This window comes from Vibrio sp. J2-4 (genome assembly GCF_021728155.1).
Classification (GTDB): Bacteria; Pseudomonadota; Gammaproteobacteria; order Enterobacterales; family Vibrionaceae; genus Vibrio; species Vibrio diabolicus.
This window is the reverse complement of the sequence record NZ_JAKKCN010000002.1, coordinates 244212-260930: the sequence shown is the minus strand read 5'-3', so window position 1 is coordinate 260930 and position 16719 is coordinate 244212. Positions and strand designations below refer to the sequence as shown.

General features: G+C 47.3%; 13 protein-coding genes. 6 read left to right on the top strand and 7 right to left on the bottom strand.

Annotated elements, in window-relative coordinates; genetic code table 11:
- Window positions 1-8: 8 nt before the first annotated feature.
- The 3 genes from galK to galE all read right to left on the bottom strand — a co-directional run bounded on the left by galK (window position 9) and on the right by galE (window position 3434).
- Window positions 9-1169 carry a galactokinase gene (gene galK / locus L3V32_RS06555; protein WP_237284002.1) on the bottom strand — a complete coding sequence of 387 codons (1161 nt, stop codon included), beginning with the start codon at window positions 1167-1169 and terminating at the stop codon, window positions 9-11.
- A gap of 109 nt (window positions 1170-1278) precedes the next feature.
- The gene (locus tag L3V32_RS06550) at window positions 1279-2331 is read right to left on the bottom strand and encodes a UDP-glucose--hexose-1-phosphate uridylyltransferase (protein WP_237284001.1); all 1053 of its coding nucleotides are present in this window, start codon (window positions 2329-2331) and stop codon (window positions 1279-1281) included.
- A gap of 83 nt (window positions 2332-2414) precedes the next feature.
- Window positions 2415-3434, bottom strand: a complete 1020-nt coding sequence (gene galE / locus L3V32_RS06545) for a UDP-glucose 4-epimerase GalE (RefSeq protein ID WP_237284222.1) — start codon at window positions 3432-3434, stop codon at window positions 2415-2417.
- Window positions 3435-3814: 380 nt separating this feature from the next.
- On the opposite strand from galE, the gene ebgR reads away from it, so the two are divergent.
- The 4 genes from ebgR (at window position 3815) to L3V32_RS06525 (ending at window position 10215) form a co-directional block, all read left to right on the top strand.
- Window positions 3815-4801: a transcriptional regulator EbgR gene (gene ebgR, locus L3V32_RS06540; RefSeq protein WP_140375218.1), complete on the top strand. Its 987-nt coding sequence runs from the start codon at window positions 3815-3817 to the stop codon at window positions 4799-4801.
- A 347-nt stretch (window positions 4802-5148) separates the two neighbouring features.
- Entirely contained in the window at window positions 5149-8247 is a 3099-nt protein-coding gene (gene ebgA / locus L3V32_RS06535) for a beta-galactosidase subunit alpha (RefSeq protein ID WP_237284000.1), read from the top strand.
- 3 nt (window positions 8248-8250) lie between these two features.
- Window positions 8251-8703: a beta-galactosidase subunit beta gene (locus L3V32_RS06530; RefSeq protein WP_005484991.1), complete on the top strand. Its 453-nt coding sequence runs from the start codon at window positions 8251-8253 to the stop codon at window positions 8701-8703.
- Window positions 8704-8781: 78 nt separating this feature from the next.
- On the top strand, window positions 8782-10215 hold the full coding sequence (locus L3V32_RS06525; RefSeq protein ID WP_047008923.1) for an amino acid permease: 1434 nt from the start codon (window positions 8782-8784) through the stop codon (window positions 10213-10215).
- A gap of 48 nt (window positions 10216-10263) precedes the next feature.
- Here the strand turns inward: L3V32_RS06525 and L3V32_RS06520 are convergent, their stop codons facing one another.
- Window positions 10264-11184 carry a LysR family transcriptional regulator gene (locus tag L3V32_RS06520; protein ID WP_374268956.1) on the bottom strand — a complete coding sequence of 307 codons (921 nt, stop codon included), beginning with the start codon at window positions 11182-11184 and terminating at the stop codon, window positions 10264-10266.
- A 112-nt stretch (window positions 11185-11296) separates the two neighbouring features.
- Here L3V32_RS06520 and chrA point away from each other — a divergent pair, with 112 nt between their 5' ends.
- Both chrA and L3V32_RS06510 read left to right on the top strand, forming a co-directional pair.
- Window positions 11297-12436, top strand: a complete 1140-nt coding sequence (gene chrA / locus L3V32_RS06515; protein WP_237283998.1) for a chromate efflux transporter — start codon at window positions 11297-11299, stop codon at window positions 12434-12436.
- 100 nt (window positions 12437-12536) lie between these two features.
- Window positions 12537-13652: a phosphatase PAP2 family protein gene (locus L3V32_RS06510; RefSeq protein ID WP_237283997.1), complete on the top strand. Its 1116-nt coding sequence runs from the start codon at window positions 12537-12539 to the stop codon at window positions 13650-13652.
- A gap of 117 nt (window positions 13653-13769) precedes the next feature.
- Here the strand turns inward: L3V32_RS06510 and L3V32_RS06505 are convergent, their stop codons facing one another.
- From L3V32_RS06505 to L3V32_RS06495, 3 genes are read right to left on the bottom strand one after another with little or no spacing between them, the layout of a single operon-like run.
- Entirely contained in the window at window positions 13770-14783 is a 1014-nt protein-coding gene (locus L3V32_RS06505; protein ID WP_006742396.1) for a lipopolysaccharide assembly protein LapB, read from the bottom strand.
- A 20-nt stretch (window positions 14784-14803) separates the two neighbouring features.
- On the bottom strand, window positions 14804-15745 hold the full coding sequence (locus L3V32_RS06500) for a type II secretion system F family protein (protein WP_047008928.1): 942 nt from the start codon (window positions 15743-15745) through the stop codon (window positions 14804-14806).
- 2 nt (window positions 15746-15747) lie between these two features.
- The gene (locus L3V32_RS06495) at window positions 15748-16716 is read right to left on the bottom strand and encodes a type II secretion system F family protein (RefSeq protein WP_006742394.1); all 969 of its coding nucleotides are present in this window, start codon (window positions 16714-16716) and stop codon (window positions 15748-15750) included.
- Between the last annotated feature and the right edge of the window lie 3 nt (window positions 16717-16719).

The following is a 16719-nucleotide window of genomic DNA, read 5'->3' as shown; positions in this document are numbered from 1 at the left end:
ATCATTCCTTACAGCACTTCAACCAAACCCGCACCATTTTTGGCTTGGCAAACATAAATCGACTCTTTTAAGCCCGTAGCTGCTTGGTACTTCACTTCAACTGCCGCTTTCACATCATCAACCAGTGCTGGCGGTACAAGTGCCACGATGCAACCACCAAAGCCACCGCCAGTCATGCGCACGCCGCCTTGATCGCCAATCACCTCTTTGGCTATCTCCACCAGCGTATCGATTTCTTTTACCGTGATTTCGAAATCATCGCGCATCGAGGCATGAGACTCGGCCATCAGCTCACCCATGCGCTTCATGTCGTGTGCTCGTAGCGCTTGCGCCGCTTCCACAGTACGATCATTTTCTGTGATGACGTGACGAGCACGCTTGGCCACCATTTCATCCAGCTCAGCGACTTTCTCGTTGAACTGCTCAATCGTCACATCACGCAAAGCTTTCACACCGAAAATGCGTGCCGCTTCTTCACATTGTTGACGACGAGTGTTGTATTCACTGTCGACCAAACCACGTTTTTTATTCGAGTTGATGATCATGACGGCCATCTCTTCTGGCATAGAGACCGCTTCAGTTTCAAGGCTACGGCAATCTAATAGCATCGCATGATTTTCACGCCCTTCCGCTGAAATCATTTGATCCATGATGCCGCAGTTGCAACCGACGAATTCGTTCTCGGCTTGCTGACCGTTTAAAGCAATTTCGGCTTGGCTGATTTCAAGGTTAAACAGCACTTTAAACGTTTGACCGATCACCACTTCCAATGCCGCCGATGAGCTCAAACCCGCGCCTTGAGGTACGTTGCCGCTGACTGAAATATCCGCCCCAGTAAACTGGTAGCCGCGCGCCAGAAGACACTTCACCACGCCGCGAATGTAGTTCGCCCACATTTTGTCTTGCTGGAAGGTAATGGCTTGCGTGATATCGAATTCGTCAACTACGTTACCGTAATCGACCGACACCACACGCACGATATTGTCTTCACGCTTTGCCGCCGCCACGACCGTTTGGTAGTTAATGGCACACGGTAGGACAAAACCATCGTTGTAATCGGTGTGCTCACCAATCAAGTTCACACGACCAGGCGCTTGGATAATATGGCTAGGTGCGTAGCCCAACACTTGCTCAAATGACGCTTTCACATTTTGGATAAGTTCAGACATAGGGACGTTCTCTTAAAATAGTAATTTGTGTGGGATAGCGCGTTGAGCCTAACTTTCTATCTGTAAAGTCGCGCCATCCCGTTATTCGTAATCAGTCCAATTTAAAGACTTAGCATTCTTTGTAGTGGACATCACTTACATCACGCAGACGCTGCGCCGCTTGCTCTGCGGTGAGGTCACGTTGGCTTTCTGCCAGCATTTCGTAGCCCACCATGAACTTACGAACCGTGGCACTACGCAGTAGTGGCGGATAAAAAAGCGCATGAAGCTGCCAATGGTCGATGTCTGTGCCTTGGTCAAAAAACGGCGCGTAGTGCCAGCCCATCGAGTAAGGGAAAGAGCATTGGAATAAATTGTCGTAACGGCTGGTCAGCTTCTTAATCGCTAGCGCTAAATCGTCTCGTTGCTCATCGCTGAGTTCGCTCATGCGACGAATGTGCATTTTCGGCAACAACATGGTTTCGAACGGCCAAGCAGCCCAGTAAGGCACCACCGCCAGCCAGTGTTCGGTTTCCACCACAATGCGTGAACCGTCTTTGAGTTCCGCTTGCACGTAATCCACCAGCAAGTTGCTGCCATGTTCTTGGTAGTAGGCTTTTAGGTTGTGCTCTTTGCGCTCGATTTCATTTGGTAAGAAGCTGTTCGCCCAGATTTGACCGTGCGGATGAGGCTGAGAACAGCCCATGGTTTCGCCTTTGTTTTCGAACGCCTGAACCCAAACGTACTCTTTGCCGAGCTCTTCAATTTGCTCATTCCATGTATCAATCACGCCACGAATTTTATCCACTGGCAGCTCTGGTAAGGTTTTGCTGTGATCTGGCGAGAAGCAAATCACTCGGCTCAAACCACGCACGCCTTGCGTTTTGAATAGCGGGTTGTTTGACTCCGGTGCATCTGGTGAATCCACCATCAGCGCAGCAAAATCGTTATTGAACACATAGGTGCCTTGGTAGTCTGGATTAACATCGCCAGAGATACGTTCGTTGGTTGGACAAAGGAAACATTTACCGTCATAGCTTGGTAGCTCATCCAATGCGGGCTTTTCATCTGCGCCGCTCCAAGGGCGTTTTGCACGGTGAGGTGAAACCAAAATCCATTGCCCAGTCAGAGGGTTGTAACGGCGGTGTGGATGATCCACTGGGTTAAATTCGACATTCGACATGTTACTTACTCAACTCTTTAAAATTCTTCAAACTCAGCTTCCCAAAACCGTGAGAAGCGCAGATGGCAACGCGGCGACTGTAATTACTCCGGGGAATAGCCATTAGGGTTGTTTGACTGCCAGTTCCACGTATCAGCGGTCATTTCAGCTACCGTGCGTGTTGCTTTCCAGCCTAGCTCACGCTCAGCTTTTTCCGTGCTTGCCCAACATTCAGCAATATCCCCAGGACGACGCGGGCATAACTCGTAAGGCACAGGTTTACCGCAAGCGGCCGCGAACGCATCCACCATCTCAAGTACGCTCGAGCCTTTACCTGTACCTAAGTTGTAAATGTGCAAACCCGATTTCTCACCCACCGATTTCAATGCGGCGATGTGGCCGTCGGCCAAATCCATCACATGGATGTAATCACGCACGCCAGTGCCGTCAGGGGTTGGATAGTCGTTACCAAATACCGCGAGTTTTTCTCGGCGACCAACAGCGACTTGAGCGATAAATGGCATCAGGTTATTGGGAATGCCTTGTGGGTCTTCCCCCATGCAGCCCGATGGGTGCGCGCCAACTGGGTTGAAGTAACGCAGTAAGGTGATGCTCCAGTCGTTTTCAGCATGGAACAGATCGCTTAAGCACTGCTCCACCATATATTTGCTGCGTCCGTATGGGTTGGTGGTTGCGCCTGTTGGTGAATCTTCCGTAATCGGCACTATTTCAGGGTCACCGTAAACCGTTGCCGATGAACTGAATACGATGCTTTTCACGCCCGCTTTACGCATGCTGCGCGCCAACACCAATGAGCCATTGACGTTGTTGTCGTAGTACTCAAGTGGTTTTGCCACCGATTCGCCAACCGCTTTGAGGCCAGCAAAGTGGATCACGGCTTGGATGTCGTGCTGCGCGAATACCGTATCCAAAAAGGCTTCGTCACGGATGTCACCTTGGTGGAAAGCAGGCGGTTTGCCAGTCAGCGCTTCAATACGGTTTAACACTTCCAGTTTGGCGTTACACAAGTTATCAACGATGATAGGTTCCATTCCCGCTTCAATCATCTGAACGCAAGTGTGACTACCGATGTATCCCATACCGCCTGTGACAAGAACTTTCACTTTTTGCTTCTCCACGTTTGCTGCTTTCTGTTCATACCTCACTCTGATGCGCTAAAAGCCAATCGCCATTGCATCGAATCGGAACGCCCATTTCTTAACTGGCTAAAAGTCTAGCAACCAATCTCGATCCAGATCCGTGATCGAATTCAAATTGTGTAAACGTTTCCACAAAATTACACAAAAGCTTTATTTTAGATGCTAACTTTAGTTAAATTAAACCAAGAAGATGATGAGCTGTGAAGATGAGTCGAGCAGATACCGCTCTCTTTCGTGGATCTCACGATTTTACTAAAAGTTTGTGCATCCCTAAGTAGCTGTTTACAATAGCCAGATTATTGAGTTCTCACTTGGACTGTGAGCAATGCCAACGGGAAATGTACATGGCAACACTAAAAGATATCGCCACTGAAGCGGGCGTCTCACTTGCAACCGTATCGCGAGTTTTGAATGACGATCCGACGTTGAGCGTTAAAGAAGAAACCAAACGCCGCATTTTAGAAATCGCAGAAAAGCTGGAGTACCGCACCAGCAGCTCGAAGAAAGCCACCAAAGAAGCCAAGCAAAAACATCACTTTTTGGCCTTGTACAATTACAAACAAGAAGCAGAAGTGAACGACCCGTACTACTTGTCGATTCGTCATGGGATTGAAACTCAGTGCGACAAACTCGGCATTACGCTAACCAATTGCTACAACAGCGAAATTGATGTTGAAACGCAAAAGATTACGGGTGTCCTTTTAGTCGGGAAAGTCGACCAAAAGGTGGTCAATAAGTTACCTAAACGCTTAGCCGATAGCATCTGTTACATCGACTTTTCAGATCCAACTAGCCCTTACGATTGCGTTGATATCGACCTTGTAAGAATCAGCAAGCAAGTGGTTGATTTCTTTGTACAACAAGGCTACGAGCGCATCGGCTTTATTGGTGGACAAGACGAGCCCAACACCGCAGACATTCGTGAAAATGCGTTTGTGGACTACGGCAGTCTAAAAGGTGTGGTTTCTGAAGACGACATTTATCGTGGCGATTTCTCTAGCTTGTCCGGTTATGACTTAGCGAAAGAGATGCTGGCCAAAGGCGATTTCCCAAAAGCGATGTTCATTGCTTCGGACTCCATTGCGATTGGTGTGTTACGAGCAGTGCATGAGTTTGGTTTAAACATTCCTGATGATATTGCGCTGATCAGCGTGAACGACATCCCTACCGCGCGCTTTACCTTCCCACCTCTATCTACCGTTCGTATTCATTCTGAAATGATGGGTATTCAAGGCGTGAACTTGTTAGTAGAAAAATACCGTGACGGACGCGCACTGCCCCTTCAAGTGCACGTTCCAAGCAAGCTCAAGCTACGCGGCACAACTCGATAAAAACACCCTCAAAACTGCTCAAATAAGGCACTGAATTTTCAGTGCTTTTTTATTTCTTCTTTTATTTTCTACCGAATTTTTACTGTTTTTACTTTCCAAAACAATCTAGAACGCATTCCTTTACGCTGATCACATCTTGCTCAACATTGGTCATTTAAAACGTGACCAAGTTAAAGTAAAACGTTTTCACTAATTTATTTTAGTAAAACTTTTACTAATATCTTTCTCAGATTATTCATAAGCATTTTTCACAATACATCGGCCGTTGTTTTTGCACTGATGTTGAGCCGCGATGAAACCAATCCGCACTCCAACATAAGCGCACCAAGCCGAGGGGAGATCAAAACGTGAACAATTGGGAAAACTTCCAACACTTACACGAGAATCGTATGGCACCACGTGCGTACTTTTTCTCCTACGACTCTGTTCAGAGCGCACAAACCTTTCAACGTGAACGGAGTCGCCGCTTTATGTTGCTCAGCGGCCAATGGACATTCCGTTATTTCACCAACCCAATGTTGGTACCTGATGAGTTTTACTCACAAACAATGAACGACTGGGGACGCATTACCGTCCCAAACATGTGGCAAATGGAAGGCCACGGCGATCTGCAATACACCGATGAAGGCTTCCCATTCCCGATCGATGTCCCGTTTGTGCCAACCGACAACCCAACGGGCGCTTATCAACGCACATTTACACTTGGTCCACAGTGGGATAACCAACAAACCATCATCAAGTTCGACGGCGTGGAAACCTACTTTGAAGTGTACGTAAACGGCGAGTACGTCGGCTTTAGTAAAGGCAGCCGACTCACAGCGGAATTCGACATTTCCAAGTTCGTCCAACAAGGCGAAAACTTACTCTCTGTACGAGTGATGCAGTGGGCCGATTCCACTTACATTGAAGACCAAGACATGTGGTGGACGGCGGGGATCTTCCGCGATGTTTATCTTATGGGCAAAGAGCAGATTCACGTCCAAGATCTCACCATTCGCACCGATTTCGCCGACGATTACCAAAGTGCGACGCTCAGTGCTCAAGTCGAATTAGAAAACCTTTCCACCGCTATCGCGTCAGGCTATACGCTGGAATACGCGCTGCATGACAAAGGCACTGTCGTAGCCAGTGGTCAATGCGATTCAATGACTATCCAAAACCACCACTCAACAAGCTTTGCGATTGATATGGTGAATCCAACGCATTGGACGGCTGAAAACCCTTACCTTTACCACTTGTTCATCACCTTAAAAGATCACCAAGGCAACGTAGTGGAAGTGATCCCACAACGCGTGGGTTTCCGTGATATCAAGGTGCGTGATGGCCTGTTTTACATCAACAATCAATACGTGATGCTGCATGGTGTCAACCGTCATGACAACGACCACCTAAAAGGTCGCGCAGTGGGCATGGACCGAGTGGAAAAAGATCTGATTTTGATGAAGCAACACAACATCAACTCAGTTCGCACCGCACACTACCCGAACGACCCACGCTTCTACGAGTTGTGTGATATTTACGGCCTGTTTGTGATGGCAGAAACCGATGTGGAAACCCACGGCTTTGCCAACGTTGGCGACCTGAGCCGTATCACCAATGATCCTGCTTGGGAAGCGGTGTTTGTCGATCGCGCAGTGCGTCATGTTCATGCGCAAAAGAACCACCCTTCGATCATCATGTGGTCACTCGGTAACGAATCGGGTTATGGCTGTAACATCCGCGCCATGTACGCCGCAACCAAAGCCCTTGATGACACCCGTTTGGTTCACTACGAAGAAGACCGCGATGCTGAAGTGGTGGATGTGATTTCCACTATGTACTCGCGCGCACAACTGATGAATTACTTTGGCGAGCACCCACACGAGAAGCCACGCATCATCTGCGAATACGCCCACGCGATGGGTAACGGACCGGGTGGTTTAACCGAATATCAAAATGTGTTCTATGCGCACGACCACATTCAAGGTCACTACGTTTGGGAATGGTGTGATCACGGCATTCTAGCGCGCGATGAACACGGCCAAGAGTTCTACAAATATGGCGGCGATTACGGCGACTACCCAAACAACTACAACTTCTGCATGGATGGTCTGATTTACCCAGATCAAACCCCAGGCCCAGGTCTCAAAGAATACAAACAAGTCATTGCACCGGTGAAAATCCGCGCCGTTGAAGGTTGCCATGACCGCTTTATCGTTGAGAACAAATTGTGGTTCACCAGCCTCGATGATTACACCATTATTGCTGACGTGCGTGCCGAAGGTGAAACCCTGCGTAGCGTGCAATTCAAAGTCGAAGCTTTGGTCGCCAACAGCGAACGTGAAGTGACCATCGACTTGCCAGAATTGGATGAGCGCGAAGCCTTTGTTAACTTCACCGTACGCAAAGACAGTCGCACGCTTTACAGCGAAGCCAACCATGAAATTGCGGTGTATCAGTTCCAACTGAAAGAAAACACCGCGACGTTGCCTGCGCTGGTCAACCACAATATTCAACCCTTGGCGCTTGAAGAAAGCCGCCTAGAGCACGTGATCACAGGTCATAACTTCGCGCTTACTTTCTCGAAAGTAAACGGCAAGCTGACTTCTTGGCGCGTAAATGGCGAAGAGATCATTCAATCAGAGCCTAGACTGAACTTCTTCAAACCGATGATTGATAACCACAAACAAGAGTATGAAGGTTTGTGGCATCCAGCGCATCTGCAAATCATGCAGGAGCACTTCCGCACACTTGCTGTGGAAGCAACCAATGATTCCGTCTTGATTACGACCACCAGCATCATTGCGCCGCCGGTCTTTGATTTTGGCATGCGTTGTACCTATCGCTATCAAATCAATGCTCAAGGCCATTTGAACGTGGAACTGAGTGGCGAACGCTACGGCGACTACCCTCACGTGATTCCGGTCATCGGCTTGGATTTGGGCATCAACGGCAGCTTTGATCAAGTGAGTTACTACGGTCGTGGCCCAGAAGAAAACTACCAAGACAGTTGCCAAGCCAACCTCATTGATGTTTACCACAGCACCGTCGAGGACATGTTCGAGAACTACCCGTTCCCGCAAAACAATGGCAACCGCCAACACGTGCGCTGGGCCTCACTCACCAACCGTCATGGCACAGGGTTATTGGTGAAACCTCAACAAGAAATCAACTTCAGCGCGTGGTTCTACACCAACCAAAATCTGCATGAAGCGCAACATACGATCGAGCTAGAAAAGAGTGGCTACATCACCCTTAACCTTGACCATCAAGTGATGGGGTTAGGCTCGAACTCATGGGGCAGCGAAGTGCTCGACTCTTACCGCGTGTACATGGACGAGTTCCGTTACGGTTTGACGCTGATGCCACTGCAAGCAGGCGATTGCAACGCACACGTGATGGCAAACCATGATTTCGACAACGCGTTTTTCACTCAAACCAATACTCAATCAGTCAACGAGGCGTAACTCATGATCGTGTTAGACAGCTTAGAGCAATTCAAACAGGTATATCGCAACGGTCGTAAATGGAACCGCTGTGTGGAAGCCATTGGCAACATCGGCAACATCAAAGATGGCGTGATGCACTCGATTGGCGATTCACTGGTTTACATGGTTGAAGATGGCATCGCGAAACAAACCGAAATGTTCATCGGTAACCGTCGTTACTTCGATGTGCATTACTACCTCGAAGGCCGAGAAACCGTTGAGTTCGCGGATAAAACCGCGTTGACACTAGAACAAGCTTATCGTGATGAAACCGACCGCGAATTTTTTTCTGGTCAGGGTGAAACACGTGAGCTTTGCGAAGGCCAAGTGGCGATTTTTGAAAACAGTGAAGCGTACCGCTTCCATGGAGACAACCGCGTAAGAAAAGTGGTGCTCAAAGTGACCATCGAAGATGGCTACTTCCTAAATAAATAAAACAAGAGAAGGGCTGTGGTCACAGCATTACAAGCCCTTCCTCCCTACAATTCCAACGTGATTCACCGGAGATAGAACATGTCTGAATCCAAACGTAATACGATAGGCAAATTCGGGTTGTTGTCCCTCACCTTTGCCGCAGTATTTAGCTTTAATAACGTAATCAATAACAATATCGAGATCGGTCTAGCTTCTGCGCCAATGTTCTTTCTGGCGACCATTTTTTATTTCATCCCTTTCTGTTTGATCATCGCAGAATTCGTATCTCTGAATAAAGATTCTGAAGCGGGGGTCTACGCATGGGTAAAAAGCTCACTCGGCGGTCGCTGGGCGTTTATCTCTGCCTACACTTACTGGTTCGTTAACCTATTCTTTTTCACGTCCTTGCTACCGCGCGTTATCGCTTATGCGTCTTACGCGTTCTTGGGCTATGAATACATTCTGACGCCATTCACCACTACCGTGCTCAGTATGATTTTGTTTGCGTTTGCGACCTACGTATCGACAAACGGCGCGAAAATGTTGGGGCCAATTACGTCGGTGACCTCCTCCCTCATGCTGCTACTGACAATGTCGTATATTTTACTGGCCGGCGCTGCGTTGATCGGCGGCGTAGAACCAGCTGACCCAATTACTGTAGAAGCGATGATCCCTGATTTCAGCTGGGCATTTTTAGGCATTACTACATGGATCTTTATGGCGGCAGGCGGTGCGGAATCGGTCGCGGTTTACGTAAACGATGTGAAAGGCGGCTCGAAATCGTTCGTTAAAGTCATCATCATCGCAGGTATCTTTATCGGTGTACTTTACTCAGTCGCGTCTGTGTTGATTAACGTGTTTGTTCCTAGCGAAACCCTAAAATACACGGGTGGCTCGGTACAAGTATTTGAAGGTTTGGCTGCGTACTTTAGTTTGCCAGAAGTATTGATGAACCGCTTTGTAGGCTTGGTATCCTTCACCGCTATGTTTGGCTCTCTACTGATGTGGACAGCAACGCCAGTGAAAATCTTCTTCTCTGAGATTCCAGAAGGCATTTTTGGTAAGAAAACCGTAGAGCTGAACGAAAACGGCGTACCAGCTCGCGCAGCTTGGTATCAGTTCCTTATCGTTATCCCACTGATGATCATCCCAACATTAGGTTCTAACACCGCTCAAGATCTGATGAACACCGTGATCAACATGACCGCAGCGGCATCCATGCTCCCACCATTGTTCATCATGTTGGCGTACCTGAATCTGCGCTTGAAACTGGATCACGTAGAGCGTGATTTCAAAATGGGCTCACGCAAAATGGGCATCGCTACCGTATCGGTACTGATCGCTATCTTTACGGTTGGTTTCTTAGCATCGACCTTCCCTACAGGGGCCGACATCATGACCATCATTTTCTACAACGTTGGCGGTATCGTGATTTTCCTTGGCTTTGCTTGGTGGAAGTACAGCCAATACGAAAAATCATTGAATCAGGAAGAGCGTATAAAAGAAGCCGCGCCAGCTTCGCAAGCGGTATAACACAGACTTTCAATGACAAACATTCTGGGCACCCTTTGGTGCCCTTTTTTATATGTGAGAGGTGATGGTCGAAGAAACCAACTCACGTAGCCAGATGCCTTTGTCTTCATTGTTTCGGCTGGAATGCCACAGCATGGAAATATCAAAATCCGCAACGGCGATCGGCGGCTTAACAGTAATGAGATCGTCCGAAAAGCCCTCCGCCAACGCCATTTTTTCTGGCACGATGGCAATGAGATCGCGCTTTTTCAATAAATGCCGAATGGTGAGAAAGTTGCGCGACGCCACGGTGACTTTACGGCTCAAGCCATGTTCTGCGAGCTTTTGGTCTACTTGTGTCTTTAAGCTCCCATCGGGACTTACCAGAGCTTGCTCTATGTTCGCGAACGCTTCCAGAGACAGCTGTGTTTCCCCTTTCAACACCTGTTTATCACACATACACACATGTTTTTCCGTGTACAAGTACAAGCTCTCAAAGTTGTCATCCAACACCGGCATGCTGCCAATCATGACATCGAGCTTTTCGTGCTCAGTTAATGCCACGTAGTTGCTACGATTGACGTTAATAAAACTGATCTGCGCCTCTGGTGCGCGCTGGCGTATTTCGTCATAAAGCCGAGGAGCAAAAATAAACTCGGCATAATCCGTTAACCCGATGCGACATACACCCGCGTAATTTTCAGGTTGGAAGGCAGACTTAGTGAGCAAGTCTTTGGCGATAGAATCCAACAAGTGATGCACAGTTGGCGCGATGTGGTGAGCGTGCTCGGTGGGCTCCATCTTGTGCCCTTTTCGCTCAAAAAGCGGGTCATCAAACAACAACCTTAAACGAGACAAACTATGGCTCATCGCCGACTGGCTAACGTAACTTTTCTCTGCCGCGACGCTAACGCTTCGATGGCGATACAAGTAGGAAAACGTCACCAATAAGTTCAAGTCAATGTTGCGCCACTGAATGTCCTCTTTCACTCCAACATCCTCATCCCGTTTCATTCATAGATGAAATTAAAATCATCAATTTGAGTCATTTTAGAGCATTCGATAAATTAGCAACAATGCTTTTTAGACAAACGGGCTCGACATGTTCACCATATTCAAAACTTTTTTCTGGCTGGGTTGGTTCAGCTTCGGCGGCCCTGCGGCTCATATTGGTTATTTTCGCCAAACCTTTGTTGAGAAACTGAAATGGCTTGATGACAGCGAGTACGCACAAATCGTCGCACTCAGTCAGTTTTTGCCGGGACCCGGCTCAAGCCAAGTCGGCTTTGCTTTAGGTTATAAACGCGGCGGTTTAGGTGGCGCATGCGCAGCATTTGTCGGATTCACGCTTCCTTCGGTGATCATCATGTTGGCGCTGGCAATGGTGAGCAGCCAAATCACCGACACCGCAGTGTTCCAAAACATCGTTCACGGCCTAAAACTGCTCGCAGTCGTCGTCGTGGCGGATGCGACTTGGGGCATGTACAAAAACTTCTGCCAAAGTAAACTGACCACGGTTTTGTGCGTCGCGACTGCGATTGCGTTGCTGGTGGCACCAAGCATCATGACGCAAATGTTCGTGTTGCTCGTAGCAGGTTTTGTCGGTATGCGATATCTGAAGAAAGACTCCGCGCCCTCAGCCGAGCCGTTTAAACCGTCTATCGTGCCATTGGCTCTATTTGCGGTGCTTTTACTCGGCTTGCCGTTAGTAGCTCATACGTTGCCTTTGCTTGGGCTGTTTAGTGATTTTTTCCAAGCTGGTAGCTTAGTGTTTGGTGGCGGCCATGTGGTGCTGCCGCTTCTGCAAAACATTGTTGGTGACCAACTTAGCCAAGATGCATTTTTAACAGGCTACGCCGCTGCACAAGCTGTGCCGGGGCCAATGTTCACCTTTGCGACTTTTATCGGCTATGAGCTTTCGGATACGCCAATTTTAGGCGCGCTGATCGCAACGCTTGGCGTATTCCTCCCAGGTTTTCTTTTACTGCTTGGCGTTCTTAAAAACTGGCAAGCACTGGCAGGCAAACCGCTGGTCTCCGGCGCCATCAACGGTGTAAATGCCTCGGTAGTAGGGTTGCTACTCGCGGCACTTTACCAGCCAGTATTTAGCAGCGCAGTTGTTGCTCCCATCGACATGGCGTTAGTGATTGCGGGTTTCTATCTACACAAAAAGGTCAACCTATCGGTGCTATGGATGATCGTGTTTTTTGTGGCAGCAGGCCTTGTCACGGACATGATGTAAAAATCTTAAACGACAAACTCTTAGCGGGCACTTAAATACAAGTGCCCGTTTTCTCAACTAAGCTTAATGACATTGGAAGGATAGAGATGACGGATCGTCGATGGAACAAGACAACAATTACCAGATCAACGTAAGTTGGCAGCAAAAAGCAGCGACTTGGCTCCAGTCTATGAAGAACGAGTTATTGATCGATAAGATTTTCTACACCTATTGCTTTATCTCGACTGCTGTCATTTATCTTTGTTCTTTATATCTCGATTTCCCTATTGATTACTCTTTTACCACTTACCTTGAAACGCTCATGCAAGCTTTGTATGTCACAGGTTTAAGCTGGTGTATCTATTATTATTTCTATCTCATACTGCGCAAAGAAAAACAGCCAGCAAAGCGCTTCATACGAAAACTGAAACATCTTATTTTTCCACTGCACCGCCCTGTATCAGTGTTTGTTTCGATGATGGCACTTAACCTGATTTTCTCTAACCACACGTTTTTGAAATCGCTTATTCCAATCATCAATCCTTTTAAATGGGATCTAACCTTTGCGAATATTGATACGCTGTTGCACTTCGGCGTTGCACCTTGGGAATTGACCCATGCATTATTCTCCAATGCTTGGTCCTCACTGGCGCTAAACGTTGCCTACAACGCATGGTTTTTTTGTATGTGGGGGATACTCATCTTTTTCCTTATCTACAAAAAATACCCGTTGGTAAGGCAACAATTTTTACTCACGTTCGCATTGTCTTGGATGATTCTTGGTGTCTTCTTCGCCACGTTACTCTCTTCAGCAGGTCCTTGCTACGTGGAGCTTATCACTGGAGATGAACAGTTTGCTCCTCTGATGAAAACGCTCGAAGCCCAAAGCCAATATCTTACCAATGTGGACGCTGGGCAATTATGGGCATTGCCTACACAGCAATATCTTTGGGATGAGTACATCGCGAATGCCAATGGTATTGGCTCTGGCATTTCGGCAATGCCGAGTTTGCACGTTTCCATTGCTGTTTTGATGGCGCTATCAATTTATAGACTCAACAAAACCATCGGCTACTTTGCTTACGCTTTCGTCGTCATCATTCAAATCGGTTCGGTACATTTAGCCTGGCATTATGCGATTGATGGTTACCTAGCAACACTCTTAACGGTGATGTTATGGAAGATAGTTGGTTGGGCTTTGCGGCGCTATGCTTCTTACCCTGAAAGAAGAGAATGAACGGCTAGTTGAACAAACACCTTTGCAACGGACTACTCTCCATAAATGAAAAAGTCCCCAAAATGAAAAAGCCACTCCATCTTACAGAGTGGCTTTCTTTTAAAAGAGTCTTCGAATTTATTGGAGAAGCGCGGTAGAGGTATCTCCTCGCTCTCTGACCATTGCTAATGCTCGCTCTAAGTTTTTATTTGCCAGTTCATAGTAGGCAGGGTTCTTATCAATAGCCTGTTGTAGATAAGGAATCGCCTCACCTGGTTTGCCTTGAAGGATCAAGAAGTAACCAACATTGTTGAGTGCTTCCGGCTCTGTCATGTGTCGACTAAAAATACTCAGCGCTTGTCGTGGTTGATCTTTTGCCAGTGCAATGAGCCCCAAGTTATTGATTCCCTTTTCATCCCCCGGCTTAATGCTCAGCGCAGCTTGAGTAAAGTGCGCCGCTTTTGAATAAGCTTTTTCCATGTAGTAGGAATAGCCTAGGCTGACTAAAGCATTGACGTTTCTTGAATCAATATCCAACGCTTTTCGAATTAATGCCTGCGCAATATCGTGGTCGCCACGAATGTCGTAAAGTACACCTAGACCAGAGTAAGCAGAAACCGGTGATTTATCATCATAGCGATACGTTGCAACGCTCTCAGCTGTAATGTTGTCTTTGGTGATAATAGGATCGCCATCCATACGAATTTGGTCAGCATTCAAAGCGCGGATGTAGTAACTCTTCCCGACGTCCTTTTCGCCACGTTTCGTATACAGAGTGCCAAGTTCTGTGAGGGAACCAATGTGATCAGGGTTCTCTGCTAAAGATGCTCGAAATGATTTATCCGCAAGTTCTGAATTCTCTCTTGCCAAATGGATACGCCCCACGGTGTATAAGGTTTTGTCTTTATGGACCGCATTCGGGAAAGAGAGCGAGCGAATGTATTCATACAACGCTAAGTCGACATTTTTATTGCTTAATGCAATATCCCCTCGAGAGATTGCCTCCTCCTCTGTTTTTGGAGGTTCATCATTGGTGAGTGACTCAACGGGCTTACCTGAGTACAGCGTTGAATCGAAGTCTGATGACTGTTCAGTTGTTGAACATGCGGTAAGCACCAACAACGAGATGATGACGTATTTCTTAATCCACATAACGATCCCTATTTTGCTTTTTAATTAGAAAATGCCTCAGCCAATGAAATTAACGCAGGTCCAATAGCCACGATGAAAAAACATGGCCAAATAAACAGCACCATTGGAAACATCATTTTGACTGGGATTTTTGCAGCAATTTCTTCTGCTGCTTGTTGACGCTTATCCCTATAGTCTTCGGTATACTCACGCAAGGAGTTGACTAAGCTCCCACCTATTCGAGAGGCGTGGCTAAGCATGCTCACCAGCCCCATCAATTCTTCTAACCCTGTCCTTAATACTAGCTCTCTTAAGGCTTCAGGCATTGGTTTACCCGCTTTAATTTTGTTGCACACCGTGTCGATTTCATCGGCAAGCTCTGGGTGAGAGATAACCAACTCGTCTGCAACGCGGCGCAAAGCCGCATTAAAGCCAAGCCCTGACTCGGTACAAACCACCAGCAAATCGAGCATGTCGGGCACACCTGCACGAATCGCTTGCTGACGCTTGTTGACCATTCGGCGCAAAATAAAATCAGGAATCAGAAGCCCAATAAATACGGATAACGCCATGTAGGTGTACAGATATTTAGATTCCGGAATAGAGAAATACACCAGTGCCGCCACCATCACACCTAGTATTGTTGTGACCGATTTAATGGCATAAAACATCGACAATGCATTGCTTTCATGAAACCCAGCATGCATCAGTTTATTGCGTGTCGTTTGGCGCTCTTTTTCACTGGTTGGCGAAGTTAAAGGCGCTAACGACTCCAATGTGTCAGCCATTTTTTTGTTGTGGTGAGAGACTTCCTTTTTATCACCAGACAGTTCGGCTAACTTTCTTTTAATTGGCGAGTTGACCCCGATAATTATCGAGCCCAGCGTCATCACCACTAACACGGTGGTGATGAGGATCAACCCCATGAGTAACGTCTCTTGGCCGACAGCAAAACCGTTTAACCATCCTTGAATGCTTTCCATAGCTACACCTCAATATTGACGATTTTACGAATCCACAGCGTGCCGATAAATAAGGCCACCATCCCACCAATCACCATTTTGATCCCCATTGGGTGCGTATGAAGCAGCTCAATATACTCAGGCCGAACGAGTGAAATGATGACGTACAACCCAAAAGGCGCTAATACTAATACCCATGCCGACATTCGAGATTCCGCAGAAATGGTTTTGATTTTTCGAGCGAGTTTGAAACGAGCACGTAGGATATGAGAGAGCTTTTCAATGTTTTCGACTAAGTTACCACCCGTTTCTTTTTGCAGTAACACCGCACTCGAGAAAGCAAGCATGGATACCGTAGGGGTTCTTTCCGACATTTGCATAATCGCCAAGCGGAGGTCATAACCATAGTTGAGCAAGTTAAAGGTATTCATGAACTCAGGGCCAAGCGGCGCACTGACCTCTCTGCCTACTTCCCCAAACGCTTGTGTAATTGGCTGACCGGCCTGTAGGACTCGTTTAATGATATCGAGCGCCTCTGGTAGTTGCTCTTCGAACTTCATTAAACGATCTGCAATTCTTTTCTGTAGGTAGAAGTAAACCGACACCCAACAAGCGACAGCAACACCGGCACAGAGGTACCAAACTTGCCCGAATAAGAACAGAAATAGCCCAACCGCAACCCCACCGAGGAAGGTGAGAAAAATAAACCGACTGAACCCCATGTGTATCCCAGCCAATTCCAACTTCTTCTTAAAGTTATCGAATAGGCTGAACCTCACAAGCCATCGCTCTAATGGAGAAAGGTTTTTGAGCGAGTTTTCCCTTAGTAGGGAAATACTCTCTTGATCGATGTGTTTATGACTTTCGTGTATCCGCTTAATTAACTGCTTATGCTTAACCTTTTTACCCGCAGAAGGCAGAATTAATGCCTGGCTAATAAAGAATACGGACAAAAAAAGCAGCACAAGAAAAAGGGGGAATTGACTATCCATAGC

Coding starts and splice junctions, on each gene's coding strand:
- galK (WP_237284002.1), bottom strand. CDS start 1,169: ATGTCTGAACTTATCCAAAATGTGAAAGCGTCATTTGAGCAAGTGTTG.
- L3V32_RS06550 (WP_237284001.1), bottom strand. CDS start 2,331: ATGTCGAATGTCGAATTTAACCCAGTGGATCATCCACACCGCCGTTAC.
- ebgR (WP_140375218.1), top strand. CDS start 3,815: ATGGCAACACTAAAAGATATCGCCACTGAAGCGGGCGTCTCACTTGCA.
- L3V32_RS06530 (WP_005484991.1), top strand. CDS start 8,251: ATGATCGTGTTAGACAGCTTAGAGCAATTCAAACAGGTATATCGCAAC.
- L3V32_RS06525 (WP_047008923.1), top strand. CDS start 8,782: ATGTCTGAATCCAAACGTAATACGATAGGCAAATTCGGGTTGTTGTCC.
- chrA (WP_237283998.1), top strand. CDS start 11,297: ATGTTCACCATATTCAAAACTTTTTTCTGGCTGGGTTGGTTCAGCTTC.
- L3V32_RS06510 (WP_237283997.1), top strand. CDS start 12,537: ATGGAACAAGACAACAATTACCAGATCAACGTAAGTTGGCAGCAAAAA.
- L3V32_RS06505 (WP_006742396.1), bottom strand. CDS start 14,783: ATGTGGATTAAGAAATACGTCATCATCTCGTTGTTGGTGCTTACCGCA.
- L3V32_RS06500 (WP_047008928.1), bottom strand. CDS start 15,745: ATGGAAAGCATTCAAGGATGGTTAAACGGTTTTGCTGTCGGCCAAGAG.
- L3V32_RS06495 (WP_006742394.1), bottom strand. CDS start 16,716: ATGGATAGTCAATTCCCCCTTTTTCTTGTGCTGCTTTTTTTGTCCGTA.